Below are 20,200 nucleotides of genomic sequence, written 5' to 3' on the forward strand. Positions count from 1 at the left end.
AACCTTTGAGGGTGAACAGCACGCGCAGCACATCGGGGGTGGGGTGGACGATCATGTCAATCCAGAGGCGGGCGATCAGCCGCCGGTCATGTTCATGAAGCGCAGGATCTGCACGTCGCCACCGACTTCAAAGTGATGGCGGTAGGGCTTGAGGTGCAGCGAGTCGCGGATGGCCTTTTCCAGGCGGGCGGGGTTGCCTGGGTGGGCGCGCAGCACCTGTTTCAGGTCTACCGAGTGCTCATTGCCCAGGCACAGCAGCAGGCGGCCTTCGACGGTGAGGCGCACGCGGTTGCAGGTGGCGCAGAAGTTGTGGCTGTGCGGCGAGATGAAGCCGACGCGGGTGTTGGCGGCTTCGGCCAGGCGCCAGTAACGGGCCGGGCCCTGGGACGACTCGGTCGATTCGATCAGGGTGAACTGCTCGGCAAGCAGCGCGCGTACCTCGTCGCTGGAACAGAACGACTCGCCACGCTCATGCTCGCTGATCACCCCCAGCGGCATTTCCTCGATGAAGGTGATGTCCAGCTCGCGGTCGATGGCAAAGCGTACCAGGTCGACCAGTTCGTGGTCGTTGCGGCCCTTCAGCACCACGCAGTTGAGCTTGGTGCGCTGGAAGCCGGCCCGGCGTGCAGCGTCGATGCCGGCGATGACCTGGTGCAGGTCGCCGGTGCGGGTCAGTTGCTTGAAACGTTCGGCATCCAGGCTGTCGAGGCTGATGTTCAGGCGTGATACGCCTGCGTCGAACAGCGGCTGGGCCAGGCGCCCGAGTTGCGAGCCGTTGCTGGTCATGCACAACTCACGCAGGCCGGGCAGGGCAGCGATGCGCCCGCACAGGTCGACGATGCCCTGGCGTACCAGCGGCTCGCCGCCGGTGAGGCGGATCTTGCGGGTGCCGAGGGCGACAAACCGCTCGGCTACCTGGAACAGTTCTTCGAGGCTGAGGATCTGCTGGCGCGGCAGAAACTGCATGTCTTCGGCCATGCAGTACACGCAGCGGAAGTCGCAGCGATCAGTGACCGACATCCGCAGGTAGTCGATTTTCCGGTTGAAGCCGTCGATCAGGGCCCGGCTGTTCTGTTCCACGTTTGCGCTCGGATGGGATGGGTTCAACTCCAAGCTATAACCTGGCTGGCGGGGCGTCAAATTGCTTTGGCCGACTGGGTGATCAATGGCCTCTATCACTTGGCACACAGCCTCTTCGGCGCCGGCAGGCCCATGATCGAAAGCGCTTATCAAACCGTAAGATCTTTCGATTGGACGCCCCACCCCCCGCTCCATACGCTTGCGAAAAGCATCGAAGCGTGAGGATTCATCGCATGAGCCAGGACGAACACATCAGGGACTACAAAGGCGCCGCCGCCGGCTGGGGGGCGCTGAAGAGCGTGACCAAGAGCTGGCTGGGTAGCGAGAACGCCTTCAAGAACCTGCGGGCCATGCTCAAGACCAACCAGAACGGCGGCTTCGACTGCCCCGGCTGCGCCTGGGGCGAGTCGCCGGAAAGCGACATGGTCAAGTTCTGCGAGAACGGCGCCAAGGCGGTCAACTGGGAGGCCACCGGGCGGTCGGTGGACCCGGCATTCTTCGCCAGGTACAGCGTCAGCGCACTGAAGGACCAGAGCGACTACTGGCTCGAATACCAGGGCCGCCTTACCCACCCCATGCGCTACGACGCCGCCACCGACCACTACGTGGAAACCACCTGGCAAGAGGCCTTCGAACTGGTCGCCAGGCACCTGCGTGCGCTGCAGTCGCCGGATGAGGCCGAGTTCTACACCTCCGGCCGGGCCAGCAACGAGGCGGCGTTTCTCTATCAGCTATTCGTACGTGCCTACGGCACCAACAACTTCCCCGATTGCTCGAACATGTGCCACGAAGCAAGCGGCGCGGGCATGTCGGAAACCCTTGGGGTAGGCAAAGGTACCGTGGTGTTCCACGACCTGGAGCTGGCGGACGCGATCTTCGTCATCGGCCAGAACCCCGGCACCAACCACCCGCGCATGCTCGAACCGCTGCGCGAGGCGGTGAAGCGCGGTGCCCAGGTGGTGTGCTTCAACCCGCTCAAGGAGCGCGGCCTGGAGCGTTTCCAGCACCCGCAGCACCCGTTCGAAATGCTCAGCAACGGCTCCGAGCCGACCTCCAGCGCCTACTTCCGCCCGGCCCTGGGTGGCGACATGGCGGCCATGCGTGGCATCGCCAAGTTTCTCCTGCAATGGGAACGTGAGGCCCAGGCCAAGGGCGAGCCGGCCGTGTTCGACCATGCCTTCATCGCCGAGCACACCAGTGGCGTCGATGACTACCTGGCGGCGGTGGACGCCACCTCCTGGGAACACATCGTCAAGCAGTCAGGCCTGACCCTGGCCGAGATCGAACTGGCCGCGCGCATGTACCGCAAGGCCGAGCGGGTCATCATGTGCTGGGCCATGGGCGTCACCCAGCATCGCCATTCGGTGCCGACCGTGCAGGAAATCGTCAACCTGCAGCTGCTGCGCGGCAACGTCGGCAAGCCCGGCGCCGGCCTGTCGCCGGTGCGAGGCCACAGCAACGTGCAGGGCGACCGCACCATGGGTATCGACGAGAAGCCCAAGGCGGCGCTGCTCGACGCCCTCGAAAAACGCTTCCAGTTCCGTGTGCCGCGTGCCCACGGGCACAACGCGGTGCTGGCGATCAAGGCCATGGAAGAGCGGCGGGCCAAGGTGTTCATCGCCCTTGGCGGCAACTTTGCCCAGGCCACCCCGGACACCCCACGCACCCATGCGGCGCTGCAGAACTGCGCGCTGACCGTGCAGATTTCCACCAAGCTCAACCGCTCGCACCTGGTCACCGGCCGCGATGCCTTGATCCTGCCGTGCCTGGGCCGTACCGAGATCGACCTGCAGGACGAAGGGCCACAAGGCGTGACCGTGGAGGACACCTTCAGCATGGTGCACATCTCCAACGGCCAGTTGCGCCCGCGCTCGCCGCACATGCGCTCGGAGCCCTGGATCGTTGCCGGCATGGCCAAGGCTACGCTGGGCAACCAGCCGATCGACTGGGAGTATGCGGTGGCCGATTACGACCGTATTCGCGACATGATCGCTGACGTTATTCCTGGCTTCACCGACTTCAATGAGCGGCTGAACAGCCCGGGCGGTTTCCACCTGGGCAACAACGCCGCCGACCGCAACTTCCGCACCGCCACCGGCAAGGCCCGGTTCATGCCTCACGCGCTGCCCGAGGAATTGATCAACGCCAAGGTGCTGGCACGCGGCGACAAGCCCGACCTGATCCTGCAGACCCTGCGTTCGCACGACCAGTACAACACTACCCTGTACGGCCTGGATGACCGCTACCGCGGCGTGTTCGGCCTGCGCGAAGTGGTGTTCGTCAACGAGGCTGACATTCGCCGGCTGGGCTTCGAGCCGGGTGAGCAGGTGGACCTGGTGTCGCTGTGGGAGGATGGCGTGGAGCGGCGCGTGTCGGGGTTCCGCCTGGTGGCGTATGACGTGCCGGAAGGGCAGGCGGCGGCGTATTACCCGGAGACCAACCCGCTGGTGCCGCTGGAGAGTTATGGCGAGGGGACCTATACGCCGACGTCGAAGTTTGTCGCGATCAAGGTCGAAAAGGCCAAGGTCGGGAACCGGATTGCGGCGGTGTTGGCCTCGGATTGATGGGTTGTCTGTGCTGGCCTCTTCGCGGGTAAACCCGCTCCCACAGGATCACCACAGATTTCAGGGCTGTGGTGATCCTGTGGGAGCGGGTTTACCCGCGAAGAATCCAGCACCGATCAGGATCGATGCACCGGGTAGGCCGTGGTGTACTTCATCTGCTCCATGGCAAAACTTGAGGTGATGTTGGAAAGCCCATCGGTACTGGTGATCAGCTTTTTGTAGAACCGGTCATACGCCGCAATATCCCCCACCACCACCCGCAGCATGTAGTCCCAGTCCCCGGACATGCGATAGAACTCCATCACCTCCTCGAACCCGCTCACGGTAACGGCAAACTGCTCCAGCCAGGCGCTGTCGTGGCGCTGGGTCTTGAGCTGGACGAACACGGTCAGCCCCAGCCCCAGCCGTTCGGGATCGAGCAGGGCGACACGGCCAAGAATGTAGCCGTCGTCCTCCAGGCGCTTGACCCGCTTCCAGCACGGCGTGGTCGACAGGTTGACGGCCTCGGCCAGGTCCTTCAGCGAGAGCGAGGCGTCGCGCTGAAGCAGGGTAAGAATGTGCTGGTCGAAACTGTCCATATCGCGCCATGGCCGTGAAGAAAAATATTTCACAGATTACCCCAAGGCCAGATGATTTGCGTTGTGCGATAGTGACGGCCCTCCCTCTGCCTATGGGCCCGACCATGTCCGACAAGCCGCGCAATTTCGCCACCCGTACCATCCACGCCGGCGAACAGTTCAGCGTCGCCGATAACGCCATCTTCCCGGCCATCGTCACCGCCAGCTCATTCACCAAGCGCAGCCTGGACGACAAGCCGGAATACTCGTACAGCCGCGTCGGCAACCCCACTCGGCATGCCTACGAAACCTGTGTCGCCGCGCTGGAAGACGGCGTCGGTGCGGTCGCTTGCGCCTCGGGGGTGAGCGCCACCGCGACGGTGCTCGAACTGCTGCCCAAAGATGCCCATGTGGTGGTGATGAACGGCGTGTACGGCGGCACCTTCCGCATCCTGGAGGATTACCGCAGCCGCACCTCGGGCCTGACCACCACCTATGTCGACCTCAACGACCTCGAGGCCGTGGCTGCCGCGATCAAGCCTGAGACCCAGCTGATCTGGATCGAGTCGCCGACCAACCCACTGCTGCACCTGGTCGATATCAAGGCGGTGTGCGACCTGGCCAAGGCGCGGGGCATCCTCACCTGCATCGACAACACCTTCTGCTCACCGTGGAACCAGCGCCCGATCACCTTGGGCGTCGACCTGGTGATGCACTCGGCCAGCAAGTACATCGGCGGCCACTCGGACCTGACCGGTGGCGTGGTGGTGGCGGCCAACGATACGCTGCTGGCGCGCCTGCGTCGTATCAGCATGGCGATTGGCGCCGTGCAGGGGCCGTTCGATTGCTACCTGGCCCTGCGCGGCCTGAAAACCCTGGATGTGCGCATGGAGCGCCAGTGCGCCAATGCCCTGCGGGTGGCACGCTTTCTGGAAAGCCACGCCCAGGTCGAGCAGGTGTATTACCCGGGGCTGGAAAGCCACCCGCAGCATGAACTGTGCAAACGCCAGATGCGCAGCGGCGGGGCGGTGGTGGCGATGAAGGTCAAAGGCGATCGCGCCGCGCTGAACCGCCTGGTGGAGGCGCTGCAGATCTTTGTGCTGGCTGACTCGCTGGGCGGGGTTGAAAGCATGATCAACCACTCGTGGAGCATGTCGCACTGCTCGCTGAGCCCGGAGCAGAAAGGCGTGATGGGGATCAGCGAGAACCTGCTGCGGTTGTCGGTGGGGATCGAGGATTACCGTGACCTGGTCGAAGACCTTGATGGTGCTTTAAACGCGCTGGTTGCTGTTTAAAGGCTGCTGGCCCAATCGCCGGCAAGCCAGCTCCCACAGGGTTCGGAATGTTGTGGTGTACCTGTGGGAGCTGGCTTGCCGGCGATTGGGCCGGTGAGTTCGATAAAGATGTCAGGTCAGGATTTGGGCGGATGGATGATCCGTTCGATCTTGTCCTTGATCAGCAGCCGCTCCTTGCGCAAGCGGTTGACGGCATCGTCGTTGGTACCGTTACCCTCGGCGGCCACCACCTCCTTGTCCTTGGCGTTGTATTCCTTGTGCAGTGCGTGCAGCGCCTGGTCTTTGTCGATGAGCGCCTGGAAGTCGTCAGCGGTAACGTGCAGGTCAGCGAGCAGATCATGCGGAACTGGCATTTCTTCACCTCTGTCAGGGTTGTCGGTTAGGTCCTGACCACTGAGGATAGCCTGCCTTTGCGCTGGCGGTTGAGGGTTGCCAGGCTGAATGGCAGCTGAATCAAGTCCAGGTAATTGATAAAAGCCGCTGACTCACGAAATTATTACCAACTTTTTCACAAAAAATTGATGCCCTGCTTTCTAGAGTTCGCCCAACTTTCCCACGGTGTCATTTGGCCGGGGGTTGATAATCACTCTTGAATGCGAACACTGATGCTCAACTTCAAACCCCTGCGGACTGAATGGGTCACGCTGCTGGCCAGCCTTTACCTGCTGATTGGCATGAACATGTTTCTCTGGGGGCACCTGCAAGAGGTCGTGCCCGCCGGCCTGTCCGGGCTGTGGCTGAGCCTGGCGTTCGCCGTGCTGATGCTGTTTGCATTCAACATGATATTGACGCTGTTTGCCTTCCGTTATGTATTGAAACCGCTGTTGATCCTGATGTTCATGAGTGGCGCCGGCGTCGCTTACTTCATGAATCAATACGGTGTACTTATTGACGCCGGCATGTTCCGCAACATGGCTGAGACCAATACTGCCGAAGTACTCGATTTGATGTCGTTGAAGTTTGCCGGTTATATCCTGCTGCTGGGTGTATTGCCTTCACTGCTGCTGTGGAAAGCGCCCATCGCCTACCGTTCCTGGCACCGCGAGCTGCTGGGCAAGCTGGTAGTCAGTGGCGCCTGCGTAGTGGCCCTGGGTTCGGTGGCACTGGTCAACTACCAGGGCTTGTCGTCGCTGTTTCGCAACCACCACGAACTGCGCCTGATGCTCACCCCCAGCAATATCGTCGGTGCCTCCATTGGTTATGTCAGCGAGCGTGTCGGTACTGCATCGCGCCCGTTCCAGCACTACGGCGAAGATGCCAGGCGCGATGCCGCCTGGCAAAAGCATGAACGCAAGTCGCTGACCGTACTGGTGGTCGGTGAAAGTGCGCGGGCAGACCATTTCGGTGTACTGGGTTACGACCGTGACACCACGCCGAACCTGGCCAGGCAGCAGGGCCTGCTGGCGTTTTCCGACGTGCACTCGTGCGGTACGGAAACCGCCGTTTCGGTGCCGTGCATGTTCTCGGGCATGAAGCGCAAGGACTACGACGCCCGGGTGGCAAAGAACCGCGAAGGGCTGCTGGACATCCTCCAGCGGGCCGGCCTGGCCGTGCAGTGGCGCGACAACCAGTCGGGCTGCAAGGGCACCTGCGACCGCGTGCAGTTCATTGATGTCAGCAACCTCAAGGACCCCGAGTTGTGCGCCAATGGCGAGTGCCATGACCAGATCCTGCTGCAGGGCCTGGGCGAGCTGATCGACAATCTCGACAAGGACACGGTGCTGGTACTGCACCAGATGGGCAGCCACGGCCCCGAGTATTTCAAGCGCTACCCTGGCGCCGACCAGCGCTTCGCCCCGGTGTGCCAGAGCAACGCCCTGAACCAGTGCAGCGAGCAGGAAATCATCAACGGCTATGACAATACCCTGGCCTATACCGACAAGGTGCTGTCTTCGTTGATCGATACCCTGCGCAGCAAGCAGGACAAGGTCGACACAGCCATGATCTACCTGTCCGACCACGGCGAATCGCTGGGCGAGTACAACCTGTTCCTGCACGGCACGCCTTATGCCATCGCCCCCGAGCAGCAGAAGCATGTGCCGCTGCTGACCTGGTTCTCCGACAGCTACAAGGAGGACTTCGGCGTCGACACCGACTGCCTCGCCAAGCTCAGCGATGCCCCGCTGTCGCAGGACAACCTGTTCCATTCGATGCTCGGCCTGTTGCAGGTGCACACCGAGGTGTACCAACAGTCGCTGGACATGTTCGCCAGCTGCCGCCCCTGGTTGACGGCCAAGCGCTGAAGCCCGTCGCGGTCGTGCAGGCTTGCGCTGTCCCTGTCTGCGGACAAGCCCGTGCCATGCACCGTGTCGCCTTCTTCGCGGGTGCGCCCGCCACCACAGGGGCGGCCCCGCACATGCAAAACTGCACCATTGATCGATATCAAGGATGGCCCGGGTTTCACCAGCAGTGCCCGCGCCGTATATACTGCGCGCCAATGTTAGTGGGAGAGCCTCGTGGCCATCGAAATACACTGGATCCGTGACGACCAGAGCCTGGCCGAACACTGCCGCGACTGGTGCAAATTGCCCTTCGTCGCCGTCGACACCGAATTCATGCGGGTCGACACGTTTTACCCGAAAGCCGGGCTGATCCAGATCGGCGACGGCGTGCGGGCTTTCCTCATCGACCCGTTGCTGATCAGCAACTGGCAGCCGCTGGGCGAACTGCTCGAAGATGCCGGTGTGGTGAAGGTACTGCACGCCTGCAGCGAAGACCTTGAAGTGCTGCTGCGCCTGACCGGCAAGCTGCCTCAACCGCTGTTCGACACCCAGCTGGCCGCCGGGTACCTGAACCTGGGGTTCTCCATGGGCTATTCGCGCCTGGTGCAAGAGGTGCTGGGCATCGAGTTGCCCAAGGGCGAAACCCGCTCCGACTGGCTGCAACGCCCGCTGTCCGAGACCCAGGTCAGCTATGCCGCCGAGGATGCCGTGCACCTGGCCGAGCTGTTTACCGCCCTGCGCCCGCGCCTGTCCGACGACAAATATGCCTGGGTGCTGGAAGACGGCGCCGAACTGGTTGCCCAGCTGCGCCGCGAAGTCGAGCCCGAAAGCCTCTACCGCGACGTCAAGCTGGCCTGGAAGCTGGCGCCTCAGCAACTGGCGGTACTGCGTGAGCTGTGCGCCTGGCGCGAGCGCGAAGCGCGCAACCGCGATGTGCCGCGCAACCGCATCCTCAAGGAGCACTCGCTGTGGCCTATTGCCAAGAGCCAGCCGAGCAACCTGTCGGCGCTGGCCAAGATCGACGATATGCACCCGCGCACCATTCGCCAGGACGGTGAGTTCCTTATTCAGCTGATCAAGCGCGCCGCCAGCCTGCCTGCCGAGCAGTGGCCAGCGGTGTTGCCCGAGCCTCTGCCGATCGAGGCCGCCGGCATCCTCAAGCAGCTGCGCGCCATCGGTCAGGCCGAAGGTGAGCGCCTGGGCATTGTCCCCGAGCTGATGCTGCGCAAGAAGGCCCTGGAAGCGCTGCTCAAAAGCGGCTACCCGAACGGCCCTTATCAACTGCCCGATTCGCTGCGCGGCTGGCGCCGTGAGCGCATGGGCCAGGCCCTGCTGGACAACCTGGCAGGCGCCGGAGAGACCCGATGAAACGCATTTGCTCGATCTACAAGAGCCCCCGCAAGAACGAAATGTACCTGTACGTGCTCAAGGCCGACGGCCTGGACCGCGTACCCGAAGCCCTGCTGCCGGCCTTTGGTACCCCCATTCACGCCTTCGACCTGGTGCTCACCCCCGAGCGCAAACTGGCGCGCGAGGACATCACCAAGGTGCTGGAGAACCTCGAAAACCAGGGCTACCACCTGCAGATGCCGCCGTTGGAAGATGAATACATCGAGCACCTGCCTGAAGAGCTGCTGCGCCGTAACGACCCGGTCTGATCATGCGAGTACTGATCGCTGAGCATGACCATGCCCGTTACGCCGAGCTGTTGCACGAAGCCGCCCCAGACGTAGAAATCCTGACCAGCGGCGACTCTGCCGAACTGGCCTGCCAGGCAGCACAATGCCCGGTGTGGCTGGGCCAGCCAGACCTGCTGGCAACCCTGCTGCGGCAGGGGCTCAAGCCGGCCTGGATGCAGTCGACCTGGGCCGGTGTCACGCCGTTGCTGGCCGAAGGCCTGCCGCGTGATTACCGCCTGAGCCGTGCGGTGGGCATCTTCGGCCAGGTGATGGCCGAGTACATGCTCACCTATATGCTCGGCCACGAGCGCGAAGTGCTGTCGCGACTGGTCAGCCAGGTGGAGCGGCGCTGGGATGACCGCCCGGGGTGCAGCCTTGAAGGGCGCAAGGTGCTGATTGTCGGTACCGGTGACATTGGCCAGCGTGTGGCCGAGTTCCTGCAGCCATTTGGCGTGGCGTTGTACGGCGTTGCCAGCAGCGCCCGTGCACAGGCGCCGTTCGTCGAGGTGGCGGCGCTGGCCGACCTGCCGCGCATGGTCGGGCAAGTGGACTACGTGCTCAACCTGTTGCCGGATACCCCGGCCACCCATGACCTGTATGACGCGGCGCTGTTCAAGTGCTTCCAGCCCACTACGCTGTTCATCAATGCCGGGCGTGGCGTGGCGGTGGTCGATGCCGACCTGGTAGCGGCGCTGAAGGAAGGCCACTTGGCCGGCGCGGTGATCGATGTGTGCCGGCAGGAGCCACTGCCCAAGCAGCATCCGTTCTGGACCGCCTGGGGCTTGCTGCTGACCGGGCACAGCTCGGCGCCTACCTCCCCGGCGGCGATGGTGCGGTTGTTTGTCGAGAATGTGCGGGCGTATGAAGCAGGGCAGGGGATGCGTGGCGAAGTCGACTTCGCTCGGGGCTATTGATTTGCAGTGCTTGTACCGGCCTCTTCGCGGGTGAACCCGCTCCCACACAGCTTGCAAAGTACCTGAGTAATGTGGGTACCTGTGGGAGCGGGTTCACCCGCGAAGAGGCCGGTACAGCCGACACAAGGCTTACAGGCTGAAATCACCCTCGGCAGCCAGCTCGCTCAACGGCTTGCGCGGGGTCGGCGCTTCACGGGCCTGCAGCGCCTCGTCCAGGCTGGCCTTGTCACCGAGCTTGCCGATCGCCACCATGGCATGCAGCACGTAGCCTTCGGGCACCTTCAGTTCCTGACGCGCCAGGTCCTGGTCGAAACCGGCCATGCCATGGGTATGCCAGCCGCTGATGCTGGCCTGCAGGGCCAGGTGGCCCCAGGCGGAGCCTGTGTCGAAGGTATGCCACAGCGCCGGCTTTTCTTCCGTGACGCCAGGTGCCGCGAAGGTGGTCCTGGACATGATCAGCACCAGCGCCGACGCCTGTTGCGCCCAGCTGCGGTTGAACGGCACCAGCAGGTTCAGGTAACGCTCCCAGTTTGGTGTGTCACGGCGGGCATAAAGAAAGCGCCAAGGCTGCGAGTTGCAACGACTGACAAGCGGTCTGGCTTTGCCGAAGGCCAGGCTCTAGACTGGCGCCGCCGCGCGCCGTGGCCCCAAGATGAATGCAGGAACTCCGTGTGATGATCGCTGAAAACGCGCCGTTCTGGCGGCGCAAGACCCTCGAACAACTCAGCCCGCAAGAGTGGGAGTCGCTGTGCGACGGCTGCGGCCTGTGCTGCCTGCAAAAGCTGGAAGACGAGGACGACAACAGCGTCTATTACACGCGTATCGCCTGCAAGCTGCTGGACCTCGAAACCTGCCAGTGCAGCGACTACCCCAATCGTTTCGCCCACGTGCCTGACTGCATCCAGCTCACCCCGGGCAAGGCCGACCAGTTCAAGTGGCTGCCCAGCACCTGTGGCTACCGCCTGGTCAGCGAGGGCAAGGACCTGCCGGCCTGGCACCACCTGATCTGCGGTGACCGCAAGCAGGTGCATGAACAGCGTATTTCCCAGTCGGGGCGTATGCTCAGTGAGCACGATGTGCACGAAGACGACTGGGAAGACCACCTGATCTTCCGCGCCAGCTGAGCGGCGCGGCCCGCTGCCACGGGGAACAAGGAGTTTCTGTATGCGTTGTCAGCTGTTGTTGCTTGTAGGCCTGATGGCCAGTGCGCCCGCCTGGGCAAAAAAGGTCGATCTTGATTACCAGGTGCGCCTGTTACCGGCCAGTGGCCAGGCCGAGGTCCGCCTCACCCTGGCCGACGGCAGCGCAGTGCGCAGCCTGGATTTCGACCTGGGCAAGGCCGGGGCCTACAGCGGTTTCCAGGCTGATGGCCAATGGCAGTTGCAGGGCCAGCGCGGCGTGTGGCAGCCCGCAGCGGGCAAGACCAGCCTCAGCTACCGCGTGCAGTTGGACCAGAAGCTCGGCAGCGGTGCCTATTCATCGCGAATCACCCTGCACTGGGCGCTGTTCATGGGCGACCAGCTGGTGCCACCGGCGCGCCTCGACCAACAGGACGGCACCGAGCTGGTGGCGCGCCTGGCGTTCGACCTGCCCGATGGCTGGAAGAGCATCGAGACATCCTGGCCGCGCGTGGGCAAGGACAAGTTCCGCATCGACAACGTTTCGCGCCTGTTCGACCGCCCGACCGGCTGGATGCTTGCCGGTGACCTGGGCAGCCGCCGCGCCCGCCTGGGCGATACCGAGGTGACCGTGGCCGCGCCGGTCGGGCAGGGCATGCGGCGCATGGACAGCCTGACCTTGCTGACCTTTGTGTGGCCGCAGTTGCAGGCGGTGTTCCCGCGCAACCCGCCCAAGCTGCTGCTGGTCGGTGCCCGGGACGGCATGTGGCGCGGCGCGATGGCGGCGCAGGGTTCTCTGTACCTGCACAGCGCCCGGCCGATGGTGAGCGAGAACGGCAGCAGCCCGTTGCTGCGCGAAGTGGTGCAGTTGTTTGCGCAGATCCGTGGGCGCGACGGCAATGACTGGCTCGTGGAAAGCCTGACCGATTATTACGCCAGCGAGTTGCTGCGCCGTTCGGGCGGGGTGAGCGATGACCGTTACCTGGCCTGGCAGGCACGGCTGAGCAAGCAGGGCGCCAAGGTCACCCGGCTCAAGGCTGACCGCGCAACGCCGGCCCAGGTGGCGCGTGGGGTGATGCTGTTGCAGGCGCTGGACAAGGAAATCCGCATACACACCCAGGCCAAGCGTTCGCTCGATGATGTGGTGCGGGGGCTGATGCGGTTGCCCAGCGTCAGTACCGAGGACTTTGTGCAGATCAGCGAGAACGTGCTGGGGCGGCGTTCCGAGGTGTTGCAGAGCAAAGCGTTGCGCTAAGCATTTCTTTACCTGTACCGGCCTCTCCGCGGGCGCGCCCGCTCCCACCGTGGGTTACTGATTGGCAGGTTGTTGCTCTCCGGTGCTGGCCCTATCGCCGGCAAGCCAGCTCCCACAGGTACTGCACTGCCTTCCAGACTTGCGCACAACCCGTGGGAGCGGGCAAGCCCGCGAAGAGGCCAGCACAGGCTGGTGATATGCATGCAGCCACGAGCCCTTTGTGGGAGCTGGCTTGCCGGCGATAGGGCCCGCCCAGGCAGTGCAAAATCAACCGCCAGCCAACGGATCCTTGCCAGTCACCGTGACCCCGCGCGTCGCCGCCTCGGCACTGGCCTTCAGTGCCTCCAGCTCCGCCCCGCTGCGCTGTATGTCCGCACGCAACCGTTGGTACTCCTGCCGATGGCGCCGCCACCAGGCCTTGGTCGAGCAATGGCCGCTGACCCCGCGCGCCACCGCCAAACCACCCACCACCATCTGCAGCATGCCGACCAGGCCGCCATGGCGCAGGCCCTTGCTCAGCATCAGCGCCCCACCGGCCAGCGAACTGACCCGTTCCAGGCCATGAACATTGTGCTCGGACTGCGCTGCCGGGGAATGAATATCAAGCATGGCAAAGCCTCCTTGGGAAGTGTAAGCAGCTGACCTGCCCGCCGCCGCCATCGTTCAGTCGGCACGCCAAACGACATGCCCTGTCGCGGCGAAGGCTCTGCTAATGCCGCAGGCGTAGTGCTCAATAACTGGCTCCCGCACCTCGATGCCTGATTATTTGCCCTGAGCATGACGGTGCTGCTGACCTAAGCGGCATGCGCGGCGCGAGGACTTGTCAGCTGCGTAAGTCTGACGGGTCTGAATGAAAGAGAAGCTCCTGCATGCAAGGTTTTTTTTTGTTTGTGCGGTCCGTGTCGGGCGGGGCCCTCATCGCCCATTTGTCTGAAATGGATAAATACCTGTCCGGTTTGGCAATGCAGCTTCAAGGGTGTTTAATCTCACCTCTAAAAACCGCTCCAAGCCTTGAAAACAAAGGCCCAGACAGTTTTCACCGTTCATCGAAAATGCTGTAGACACATTGTCTAACAGTGCCATATAGTCGTTATACAAATAGTAGACATAGCGCTATGACAACAAAGAAGGCCGCCATGAAAGCCACCGTTCAACCACTCACCGCAGAAGTGCCGCAGGACCGCAAAGCCGTCCTTGCAGAAGCACTGCGCCGCCGGATCCTCAGTATGGAACTGGCCCCGGGCGCCGTGGTGGACGAGCTGGCCCTGTGCGACGAGTTTGGCCTGTCGCGTCCCCCGGTGCGTGAGCTGCTGCGCCAGATCGCCGCCGAAGGCTACATCGAGCTGGAGGCCAACCGCGCGCCACGCGTCGCCGCCATGAACCACGAGTCGCTGCACAGCTTCTATGTGGCCGCCCCGCTTATCTACGTTGCCACCACCCAACTGGCCGCCACCTACGCCAGCGCCGAAGAAATCGAAGTGCTCAAGGCCATTCAGGCCCAGTTCCGCCGCGCCATCGAAGAGCGTGACGTGGAAAACCGTGTGCTCTACAACGACGCCTTCCACCTCGAAATCGGCCGGATGGCGCACAACGACTACCTGATGCCGAGCCTGCGTCGCCTGCTGATCGACCACACCCGGCTGGGCAAGATCTTCTATCGCCACCCGACCACCGATGACATGCAGCGCGACCTCGAGGCGGCCTGCGAGCAGCACGAGCAGATGATCCAGGCCATCGAGCGCCGCGACCCGCAGATGGCTGGCCATCTGGTGCGCGAGCACTTCGAGCTGTCGCGCCGGCGCATGGCCGAGTACGCCGCACCGCAAGGGCTGGATGTACCGATCCAGATATGAAAGACCAAGGTCAGGGCCGCCGCTGCTGACCACACGACAACGACAAGATCCAGGTTAGTGACATGACAAGAATAAGTTCGTTACCTGCTGATGACGCCACCTGTGGCTGGTATCACCTGAGCAAGCCCCGCACGCCACGGCCGACCCACAGTGGTAACAGCCAGGCACGCTGGGTGGTGGTCGGCGCCGGTTTCACCGGCCTGGCTGCCGCGCGGCAGCTGGCAACGAACTTTCCGGATGACGAAATCGTGCTGGTCGAAGCCCAGGAAGTCGGCTTTGGCACCTCCGGGCGCAACGCCGGTTTTGCCATCGACCTGCCGCACGACATCGGCGCCGAGGACTACATTGGCGACATCGACATCGCCAAGACCGTGCTCAAGCTCAACCTGGGCGGCCAGGAATACCTGAAGGAACTGATCGAACGCTACGACATCGAGTGCCAGTTCCGTCATTGCGGCAAATATCAGGCGGCCATCGAAGACCGCGGCATTGCCGTGCTGGATGCCTACCGCCGCGGCCTGGACAAGCTCGGCCAGCCCTACGAAGTGATCGAAGGGCGCGATTTGCCCGATCACATCGGTACGCACTTCTACCGCAAGGGTCTGTTCACCCCAGGCACTGCTCTGTTGCAGCCTTCGGCGCTGGTAAAAGGCCTGGCCGACAGCCTGCCGGGCAACGTGTCGCTGTACGAGAAGACGCCGATCACCGACGTTCAGTACGGCGACAAGGTGGTGCTGCGCCACGCCAACGGTTCGATTACCGCCGACAAGCTGGTACTCACCACCAACGCGTTCGGCATGAGCTTCGGCTTCCTCAAGGGCCGCATGCTGCCGGTGTTCACCTACGGCAGTATCACCCGCCCGCTGACCGAGCAAGAGCAGGCGCGCCTGGGTGGCAAACCCTACTGGGGCGTGATCCCTGCCGACCCGTTCGGCACCACCATGCGCCGCACCGTCGACAACCGCCTGCTGATTCGCAACAGCTTCAGCTACAACCCCGACGGGCGCAGCAACCGCAAATACCTGGAGCGTTTCGTCCAGCGTCACCGCGAATCGTTCGCCCGGCGCTTCCCGATGCTGCCCGGGGTCAACTTTGAATATACCTGGGGCGGTGCATTGGCACTGTCGCGCAACCACATGGGCTTCTTTGGCAAGTTGGCGCCCAATGTAGTTGGCGCACTGTGCTGCAATGGCCTGGGCGTTACCCGTGGCACGGTCACCGGCAAGTTGCTGGCCGACTGGCTGGCCGGTGACAAGAACCAACTGATCGAGTTTTTGCTGAATGCCCCCGGGCCTTGCGCCAACCCGCCGCAGCCTTTGGTTTCACTGGGCTTGAACGCCAACCTGATGTGGGGGCAGTTCCGCGCTGGCCAGGAAAGCTGAGCGCTGACGAGTTGTAATTTGAATACTTGATGCCGGAGGTTATTTAGCCGGCACGGGCACCCTTTGCCCGAAATCAATGATTGGCCAGCTGGCCATTCACCCGGGGCTGAGTGCTGTATTCAGTTTCGCGGACTCGCTCGCCTTGAAAATGTGCATGTAGCAGAGTGGTAGGAACAACAATGACAAGTACCAATGTTTCGATTGAAGATGTACCGATCAACAACTTCCACCAGTTGCTGACCTTGCGTTCCGGTGGCGGTTCGTTCGTCGACGGCTATGTATTGAGCATCATTGGCGTGGCCATGGTGCAGATGTCTGCAGGCCTCAGCCTGACCAGTTTCTGGCAGGGCATGATTGCCGCCTCGGCGCTGATCGGCATTTTCTTCGGTGGCTTCTTCGGCGGTTGGCTGACTGACCGCTTTGGCCGCAAACGCGTGTTTTTCGTCGGCCCGACCTTGTTCATCCTGGCCTCGGTGGCGCAGTTCTGGGTGGAATCGGCGCTGGCCCTGTTCCTGCTGCGCTTCGCCATCGGTATTGCGGTGGGTATCGAATACCCGGTCGCCACCTCGCTGCTGGTGGAGTTCCTGCCCAAGAAAAACCGTGGCCCACGCCTGGCCACCCTGACCGTGCTGTGGTTCGCCGGTGCTGCCACTGCCTACCTGGCGGGTGAGGCGATTTTGAGCCACGGCGGCGGCGACGCCTGGCGCCTGGTATTGGCCAGTGCCGCCGTGATCGGTGCGCTGCTGTTCGCAATTCGCCTGGGCACCCCGGAATCACCGCGCTGGTTGATCAGCAAAGGCCGTTCGGCCGAAGCCGAACAGGTGATCAAGCGCGTGTACGGCAACGGTTTTTCACTGAAAAACCTGCCGGAGGAGCCCAAGACCCACAAGCTGTCGTTCCTCAGCCTGCTGCACTCCGGCTACGGCAAGCGCATGCTGTTCGTCACCATGTTCTGGACCTGCTCGGTGATCCCGGTGTTCGCCGTCTACGCGTTCGCCCCCCGGGTGCTGGGCGCACTCAACCTGAAGGGTGACTGGGCATCGATCGGTTCGATCGCCATCACGTTCCTGTTCGTGGTCGGCTGCATCATCGGCACCCGCCTGCTGAACACCATCGGCCGCCGCACCACGTTGCTGCACAGCTTCTTCTGGTCAGGGCTGGCGCTGCTGGGCCTGGGTGCCTTCAGCAACGGTAACGAGATGCTCATCCTGGCCCTGTTCGGCGCCTATGCGCTGTTCATCGGTGGCGCCCAGGTGTTGCAGCTGGTGTACCCCAACGAACTGTTCCCGACCGAGATCCGCGCTGGCGCGGTGGGTGTGGGCACCTCGATGTCGCGCATCGGCGCTGCCGTCGGCACCTGGCTGGTGCCCATCGCACTCGACAGCTACGGCATCGGCGCAACCATGTATGCCGCCGCCGTGGTCACCTTCGTCGGCCTGGCCTTCTCGCTCGCCCTGGCACCGGAAACCCGTTCGCTGAACCTGCAACAAGCGGCTTCGCTGGGCTGAACCCTTACAACCTGCCGCAGCGTCCTTGCGCTGCGGCTTTTACGACACTGAGCAAGGCACTGGAGAACCTACCGTGAAATTCGAAGGCATCTACACCCCGGCAATCACTCCGCTGGCTGCGGACGGCTCGATCGACAAGGCGGCGTTCGCCGAAGTCCTCGAATATCTGGTCGACTCGAAAATCCACGGCGTGATCATCGGTGGCTCCACCGGCGAGTACTACGCCCACACCACCCAAGAGCGCATCGAGCTGGCCGCCCAGGCCAAGGACGTGCTCAACGGCCGCCTGCCGCTGATCGTCGGCACCGGTGGCATCCGCACCGAAGACGCCGTGGCCTTCGCCCAGCACGCCAAGGAAATCAAGGCTGACGCCCTGCTGGTGGGCACCCCGCCATACGCGCTGCCGACCCAGCAGGAAATCGCCCTGCACGTCAAAGCTGTCGACGCCGCCGCCGGCCTGCCGATCATGCTCTACAACTACCCGGGCCGCATGAGCGTGAGCATGGGCGAGGAGTTCTTCGATGCCGTTGCCGATGTGAAAAACATCGTCGCCATCAAGGAAAGCTCCGGTGACATGGCCCAGCTGCACCGCCTGGCCATCCACCGCCCGAACATCCAGCTGTCGTGCGGCTGGGACGACCAGGCCCTGGAATTCTTCGCCTGGGGCGCCCAGAGCTGGGTGTGCGCCGGCTCCAACTTCATCCCGCGCGAGCATGTGGCCCTGTACGAGGCCTGCGTGATCGAGAAGGACTTCGCCAAAGGCCGCAAGATCATGGCTGCCATGATGCCGCTGATGGACTTCCTCGAAGGTGGCAAGTTTGTCCAGGCGATCAAGAACGGTGTAGCCCTGAACGGCCTGAAGACCGGCGGCGTGCGCAAGCCGCTGTACGACCTGGATGACGCCGAGAAGCAAGAACTCAAGCGCGTGGTCACCGAACTCAAGGCCACCATCGCACAGATCAAATAAGGAGCCGGGACCATGGCTGATTTGCTGAGCAAGGAACAATACGCGGCCATTGCCGCCGAACTGCAGCTGCGCACCCAGGCGTTCATCGACGGTGAATTCCGCGACGCCATTTCGGGCCGCACCTTCGTCACCACCAACCCGGCTACCGGCAAGCAGCTGGCAGAAGTCGCCGCCTGTGACGTGCAGGATGTCGACGTTGCCGTGGCTGCCGCCAAGCGCGTGTTCGAGGAAGGCACCTGGTCGAAGATGCAGCCGAACGACCGCAAGCACGTGCTGCAGAAGTTCGCCCAGCTGCTGGAAGACAACGCCCACGAGCTGGCGGTGCTGGAAGCGCTGGACAGCGGCAAGCCGGTCAGCGAGTGCCAGAACGTCGACGTGCCGGAAACCATCCACACCATTCGCTGGCACGCCGAGCTGATCGACAAGATCTACGACGCCACTGCCCCGACCGGCAACGCTGCCGTGACCATGGTGGTGCGTGAAGCCATCGGCGTGGTCGGCCTGGTGCTGCCGTGGAACTTCCCGCTGCTGATGCTGGCCTGGAAAATCGCCCCGTCGCTGGCCGCCGGTTGCTCGATCGTGGTCAAGCCCGCCAAGGAAACCACCCTCAGCGCCCTGCGCGTGGCCGAGCTGGCCCATGAGGCTGGCATCCCGGCCGGTGTGTTCAACCTGGTGCCTGGCGGTGGCCGTGAAGTGGGCGAAGCCATTGGCCGCCACATGGACATCCCGATGGTCAGCTTCACCGGCTCCACCGATACCGGCCGCCTTTTCCTGATGTACGCTGCCGAGTCCAACCTCAAGCGCATCGTTCTGGAGCTGGGTGGCAAGAACCCGGCCGTGGTCATGAACGACTGCGAAGACCTGAACGAAGTGGCCGAATTTGTCACTGCCGGTGCGTTCTGGAACATGGGCGAAAACTGCTCTGCATCGTCGCGCCTGATCGTCCACAAGGACGTCAAGGACGAGCTGCTGAGCCTGATCGGCAAGCACCTGAAGGACTGGAAGCTGGGCGACCCGCTCGACCCGGACAACCGCCTGGGCGCCATGGTCAGCAAGTCGCACTTCGAGAAGGTCAAGTCGTACCTGGAATACGCGGCCGAGCACAAGCTTGACGTCGTTCAAGGTGGCGAAGCGGAACAGGGCGTGTTCATTCAGCCGACCATCGTCGACAACGTTGGCCGTGACAACAAGCTGTTCATCGAGGAAATCTTTGGCCCGGTGCTGAGCGTGACCAGCTTCGAGACCATCGACGAGGCGATCGAACTGGCCAACGATACCGTCTACGGCCTGGCTGCCTCGGCCTACACCGGCAGCCTGCGCAATGCGCTGCGCCTGTCGCGTGAAATCCGCGCGGGCGTGGTCACGGTCAACTGCTTCGGCGAAGGTGATGTCACCACGCCGTTCGGTGGCTACAAAGAGTCTGGTTTCGGTGGGCGCGACAAGTCGATCTGGGCCCACGACCAGTACACGGAGCTGAAGACCATCTGGATCAACGCTTCGTGATCCGAGCAAGACCGGTGCTGTTCTGACGGAGCTCAGCACCTGGCCGCTTTTGTGGTGGCTGTGCGGGCCTCATCGCCGGCAAGCCAGCTTTCACAGGTACCCGCAGTCTTCACGGCCTGCGCACTTCCTGTGGGAGCTGGCTTGCCGGCGATGAGACCGGTACAGGCACTGCAAGTGCGGCCTTTTTCCTTACTTGAACTTGGGCCCCGAACGGGTATTCAACCCCTTGGCCAAACGGTCATACAGCACCACATTCACCGTCGCCGCCAGGTTCATGCAACCTTCGGTCGGGATATAGATGGT

General features: G+C 63.0%; 17 protein-coding genes and 2 pseudogenes. 13 read left to right on the top strand and 6 right to left on the bottom strand.

Annotation, left to right across the window (positions count from 1 at the left end; all coding sequences use genetic code 11):
* Window positions 1–75: 75 nt before the first annotated feature.
* Entirely contained in the window at window positions 76–1,080 is a 1,005-nt protein-coding gene (gene moaA / locus HP547_RS13595) for a GTP 3',8-cyclase MoaA (RefSeq protein WP_172225575.1), read from the bottom strand.
* A 233-nt stretch (window positions 1,081–1,313) separates the two neighbouring features.
* On the opposite strand from moaA, the gene HP547_RS13600 reads away from it, so the two are divergent.
* Window positions 1,314–3,644: an FdhF/YdeP family oxidoreductase gene (locus HP547_RS13600; protein WP_172225578.1), complete on the top strand. Its 2,331-nt coding sequence runs from the start codon at window positions 1,314–1,316 to the stop codon at window positions 3,642–3,644.
* 116 nt (window positions 3,645–3,760) lie between these two features.
* Here HP547_RS13600 and HP547_RS13605 read toward each other — a convergent pair whose 3' ends face one another.
* Window positions 3,761–4,222 (bottom strand): Lrp/AsnC family transcriptional regulator, encoded by a 462-nt coding sequence (locus HP547_RS13605; RefSeq protein WP_172225581.1) that lies wholly within the window; start codon window positions 4,220–4,222, stop codon window positions 3,761–3,763.
* Window positions 4,223–4,314: 92 nt separating this feature from the next.
* On the opposite strand from HP547_RS13605, the gene HP547_RS13610 reads away from it, so the two are divergent.
* Complete coding sequence (locus tag HP547_RS13610; protein ID WP_172286568.1) at window positions 4,315–5,496, top strand: PLP-dependent aspartate aminotransferase family protein; 1,182 nt, start codon at window positions 4,315–4,317, stop codon at window positions 5,494–5,496.
* Between the two features lie 116 nt (window positions 5,497–5,612).
* Here HP547_RS13610 and HP547_RS13615 read toward each other — a convergent pair whose 3' ends face one another.
* Window positions 5,613–5,849, bottom strand: coding sequence for a YdcH family protein (locus HP547_RS13615; protein ID WP_172225584.1), 237 nt, complete (start codon window positions 5,847–5,849; stop codon window positions 5,613–5,615).
* Window positions 5,850–6,101: 252 nt separating this feature from the next.
* On the opposite strand from HP547_RS13615, the gene HP547_RS13620 reads away from it, so the two are divergent.
* The 4 genes from HP547_RS13620 to HP547_RS13635 all read left to right on the top strand — a co-directional run bounded on the left by HP547_RS13620 (window position 6,102) and on the right by HP547_RS13635 (window position 10,311).
* Entirely contained in the window at window positions 6,102–7,739 is a 1,638-nt protein-coding gene (locus HP547_RS13620) for a phosphoethanolamine transferase (RefSeq protein WP_172286559.1), read from the top strand.
* A 213-nt stretch (window positions 7,740–7,952) separates the two neighbouring features.
* Window positions 7,953–9,086, top strand: a complete 1,134-nt coding sequence (rnd, locus tag HP547_RS13625) for a ribonuclease D (RefSeq protein WP_172286560.1) — start codon at window positions 7,953–7,955, stop codon at window positions 9,084–9,086.
* Complete coding sequence (locus HP547_RS13630; protein WP_172225593.1) at window positions 9,083–9,376, top strand: YcgL domain-containing protein; 294 nt, start codon at window positions 9,083–9,085, stop codon at window positions 9,374–9,376. Before rnd ends, HP547_RS13630 begins: the two co-directional genes overlap by 4 nt.
* A gap of 2 nt (window positions 9,377–9,378) precedes the next feature.
* A complete protein-coding gene (locus HP547_RS13635) occupies window positions 9,379–10,311 on the top strand; it encodes a D-2-hydroxyacid dehydrogenase (RefSeq protein ID WP_172286561.1) in 933 nt (310 codons plus the stop codon).
* A gap of 129 nt (window positions 10,312–10,440) precedes the next feature.
* On the opposite strand, the pseudogene HP547_RS13640 reads toward HP547_RS13635, so the two are convergent.
* Window positions 10,441–10,896: pseudogene (locus tag HP547_RS13640) on the bottom strand (nitroreductase family protein); the annotation flags it as partial.
* 89 nt (window positions 10,897–10,985) lie between these two features.
* Here HP547_RS13640 and HP547_RS13645 point away from each other — a divergent pair.
* Window positions 10,986–11,435 carry a YcgN family cysteine cluster protein gene (locus HP547_RS13645; protein ID WP_172286562.1) on the top strand — a complete coding sequence of 150 codons (450 nt, stop codon included), beginning with the start codon at window positions 10,986–10,988 and terminating at the stop codon, window positions 11,433–11,435.
* Window positions 11,436–11,475: 40 nt separating this feature from the next.
* Complete coding sequence (locus HP547_RS13650; protein WP_172286563.1) at window positions 11,476–12,684, top strand: hypothetical protein; 1,209 nt, start codon at window positions 11,476–11,478, stop codon at window positions 12,682–12,684.
* 267 nt (window positions 12,685–12,951) lie between these two features.
* On the opposite strand, the gene HP547_RS13655 is transcribed toward HP547_RS13650, so the two are convergent.
* On the bottom strand, window positions 12,952–13,293 hold the full coding sequence (locus HP547_RS13655) for a DUF2892 domain-containing protein (protein ID WP_172225605.1): 342 nt from the start codon (window positions 13,291–13,293) through the stop codon (window positions 12,952–12,954).
* Between the two features lie 527 nt (window positions 13,294–13,820).
* On the opposite strand from HP547_RS13655, the gene HP547_RS13660 reads away from it, so the two are divergent.
* The 5 genes from HP547_RS13660 to HP547_RS13680 all read left to right on the top strand — a co-directional run bounded on the left by HP547_RS13660 (window position 13,821) and on the right by HP547_RS13680 (window position 19,897).
* The gene (locus HP547_RS13660; protein ID WP_172231790.1) at window positions 13,821–14,537 is read left to right on the top strand and encodes a GntR family transcriptional regulator; all 717 of its coding nucleotides are present in this window, start codon (window positions 13,821–13,823) and stop codon (window positions 14,535–14,537) included.
* Between the two features lie 62 nt (window positions 14,538–14,599).
* Window positions 14,600–15,919, top strand: coding sequence for an FAD-binding oxidoreductase (locus HP547_RS13665; RefSeq protein WP_172286564.1), 1,320 nt, complete (start codon window positions 14,600–14,602; stop codon window positions 15,917–15,919).
* Between the two features lie 179 nt (window positions 15,920–16,098).
* Window positions 16,099–17,427 (top strand): MFS transporter, encoded by a 1,329-nt coding sequence (locus tag HP547_RS13670; protein ID WP_172286565.1) that lies wholly within the window; start codon window positions 16,099–16,101, stop codon window positions 17,425–17,427.
* Between the two features lie 73 nt (window positions 17,428–17,500).
* A complete protein-coding gene (locus HP547_RS13675) occupies window positions 17,501–18,394 on the top strand; it encodes a dihydrodipicolinate synthase family protein (RefSeq protein WP_172286566.1) in 894 nt (297 codons plus the stop codon).
* A gap of 12 nt (window positions 18,395–18,406) precedes the next feature.
* Window positions 18,407–19,897 (top strand): aldehyde dehydrogenase, encoded by a 1,491-nt coding sequence (locus tag HP547_RS13680; RefSeq protein WP_172286567.1) that lies wholly within the window; start codon window positions 18,407–18,409, stop codon window positions 19,895–19,897.
* Window positions 19,898–20,086: 189 nt separating this feature from the next.
* Here the strand turns inward: HP547_RS13680 and HP547_RS13685 are convergent.
* Window positions 20,087–20,200, bottom strand: a pseudogene (locus HP547_RS13685) (TrmH family RNA methyltransferase); the annotation flags it as partial.

Origin of the sequence: Pseudomonas sp. CM27, from assembly GCF_013179515.1 — a bacterium.
Classification (GTDB): Bacteria; Pseudomonadota; Gammaproteobacteria; order Pseudomonadales; family Pseudomonadaceae; genus Aquipseudomonas.

What these genes read in the sequence shown, in the direction of transcription:
- HP547_RS13610 (WP_172286568.1), top strand. Translation starts at nt 4,315, where the DNA reads ATGGGCCCGACCATGTCCGACAAGCCGCGCAATTTCGCCACCCGTACC.
- HP547_RS13665 (WP_172286564.1), top strand. Translation starts at nt 14,600, where the DNA reads ATGACAAGAATAAGTTCGTTACCTGCTGATGACGCCACCTGTGGCTGG.
- HP547_RS13615 (WP_172225584.1), bottom strand. Translation starts at nt 5,849, where the DNA reads ATGCCAGTTCCGCATGATCTGCTCGCTGACCTGCACGTTACCGCTGAC.
- HP547_RS13650 (WP_172286563.1), top strand. Translation starts at nt 11,476, where the DNA reads ATGCGTTGTCAGCTGTTGTTGCTTGTAGGCCTGATGGCCAGTGCGCCC.
- HP547_RS13670 (WP_172286565.1), top strand. Translation starts at nt 16,099, where the DNA reads ATGACAAGTACCAATGTTTCGATTGAAGATGTACCGATCAACAACTTC.
- HP547_RS13620 (WP_172286559.1), top strand. Translation starts at nt 6,102, where the DNA reads ATGCTCAACTTCAAACCCCTGCGGACTGAATGGGTCACGCTGCTGGCC.
- HP547_RS13630 (WP_172225593.1), top strand. Translation starts at nt 9,083, where the DNA reads ATGAAACGCATTTGCTCGATCTACAAGAGCCCCCGCAAGAACGAAATG.
- HP547_RS13635 (WP_172286561.1), top strand. Translation starts at nt 9,379, where the DNA reads ATGCGAGTACTGATCGCTGAGCATGACCATGCCCGTTACGCCGAGCTG.
- HP547_RS13645 (WP_172286562.1), top strand. Translation starts at nt 10,986, where the DNA reads ATGATCGCTGAAAACGCGCCGTTCTGGCGGCGCAAGACCCTCGAACAA.
- HP547_RS13660 (WP_172231790.1), top strand. Translation starts at nt 13,821, where the DNA reads ATGAAAGCCACCGTTCAACCACTCACCGCAGAAGTGCCGCAGGACCGC.
- HP547_RS13600 (WP_172225578.1), top strand. Translation starts at nt 1,314, where the DNA reads ATGAGCCAGGACGAACACATCAGGGACTACAAAGGCGCCGCCGCCGGC.
- HP547_RS13655 (WP_172225605.1), bottom strand. Translation starts at nt 13,293, where the DNA reads ATGCTTGATATTCATTCCCCGGCAGCGCAGTCCGAGCACAATGTTCAT.
- HP547_RS13605 (WP_172225581.1), bottom strand. Translation starts at nt 4,222, where the DNA reads ATGGACAGTTTCGACCAGCACATTCTTACCCTGCTTCAGCGCGACGCC.
- HP547_RS13680 (WP_172286567.1), top strand. Translation starts at nt 18,407, where the DNA reads ATGGCTGATTTGCTGAGCAAGGAACAATACGCGGCCATTGCCGCCGAA.